General features: G+C 49.5%; 1 protein-coding gene. It reads right to left on the bottom strand.

Annotation, left to right across the window (positions count from 1 at the left end; all coding sequences use genetic code 11):
- Nucleotides 1-1,559, bottom strand: a 1,559-nt coding sequence (locus tag HNR64_RS16970) for a DUF4158 domain-containing protein (RefSeq protein ID WP_204997566.1), incomplete at its 3' end; no start/stop codon positions are given.
- Nucleotides 1,560-1,655 lie beyond the last annotated feature (96 nt).

Genomic DNA, 1,655 nt, shown 5'->3' with positions numbered 1-1,655 from the left:
GGCTTCTCAGCCAAATTGGTCAGTTGGCTCTGTTGTAGCAGCGTATATTTGTGCTTTCGCCAATGTTCCCCGTCGATCAGATCAGCATCAAGCGCCCGGTATTTAATGACTTCAGGCAGTGTCAGCTGGCCATTCAGGCGATCAGGAATCTGCTGATAAAGGAACCATTCATAGCGGTTTATCAATATCTTACCGTCCTGATCCAGCAGGAATTCGAGAGCCTTCTTGGAGAGCAGCCGAGTGTTGGCGGTTTGCAATTGGGCCTCGGTGCTGAGTTCGACTTGTGCTTTCGCTAAGGCTTCCGCTAAGTGCTGTGTGCCATTGCTGCCTTCGAAGCGCAGACATCGAAACAATTCTCGCAGCAAGCCCTTGCGCAGACCGTCTTTATCTTCGAAGTACTGCCACATGGCATCATCGACTGAACGCCTCTGCTCATTCAGGAACAGGCATATAGATTCCAGATCCTTTTTGTCTAGCAGGGTCAATGCTTTTTGTCTTACTGTCGCAAACGGCAGTTGCAGATCGATGTCGTCATCAATGAATAGATGGAGCACTTCAGCCGCCTTGCTGATATTTTTGGCCGCTTTTTGCCAATCCTGATAAACCGCTTCCTGGGCATATTCCTTTGCCTTCTGCTTGGTCTGCCTAACATGATGCACAAAACCATCGGCAATACGTTCCAGTGCTTGCTGCCATCGGGATTGCAGATAGCACAATAAATACAGTCGTTGGTTACTTAAAGTTTGCCGTTTCAGTCTGGCGCCGTAGTAATCGACTTTCTCCGCCAGGTGTTGTTGATTTTTCTGTGACAGCGAAAGCATGCTCAAGAGCAGATCCACTTCTGGCATCCAATGCTGGATGTTACGATACACCGTCAATTCCTTTTCCAACTCAGTTCCGGTGAAGTTACGGGCCGATTGTCGCAACTGCCGAAACGGCAGCGGACCTTCGCCGTTTACGAGATCCGCCAGTGCATGCTTAAGATCTTGTGACATTGCACGCTCAAGGCGGTTGACCATGTCTTCCTGTTCATCTCCCACCACTTGACTGATGATCTTTTGCAGCGTGCTGTAGGCAGGGATCGCTATCTTCTGTCTCGAACAATACTCAATGGCCGCATCGAAGAGGTGTCTTGGAGCCGTCCAGGCTCTGGCTTGCTGGGATAAGTAGGCGCTCAACGCAGCTCCGTGGTCTTTGGCATTCCAGCGCTGGTAGTTGCAGAGTTGGAAAATACGTTGGTAAATCCGTTCGTTCTCTTTTGGCGTGAGATTAAAGGGTCTACAGCCCGGCCCTGGTAGAATGGTTTGATAAACGTATTTGAGATCCTGCTTGATCTGGTGGAAACCGGGATGAAGCACCACCGGCTTGGCCTTGAAATAGCCCAGCAGTACAACCAGCATATAGCGCTGACCCCGATGACGGAGGCTTTTAGCAATCGCCAGTTCCTTATCATTTAGCGAGAAAAAGAAGCGTTGGTCGGCAGTGGTGAACGCGGGTGGTCCATAAAACTCATCTTGTTCTACCTCGGACAAGATCTGAACACGTTCTTCGAATGCCATAGATTTAGCCTAAAAAGGCCAAATCTTACCCAATTAGAACCAAAATAGGGATATCGAAAAAAGTAATACCCCTCTGGAGGCCATAGATGGCGGGGC

Origin of the sequence: Spongiibacter marinus, assembly GCF_016906995.1 — a bacterium.
Taxonomy (GTDB): Bacteria; Pseudomonadota; Gammaproteobacteria; order Pseudomonadales; family Spongiibacteraceae; genus Spongiibacter; species Spongiibacter marinus.
Note: the sequence above shows the minus strand (reverse complement) of the source record. Positions and strands in the feature narration are given on the sequence as shown.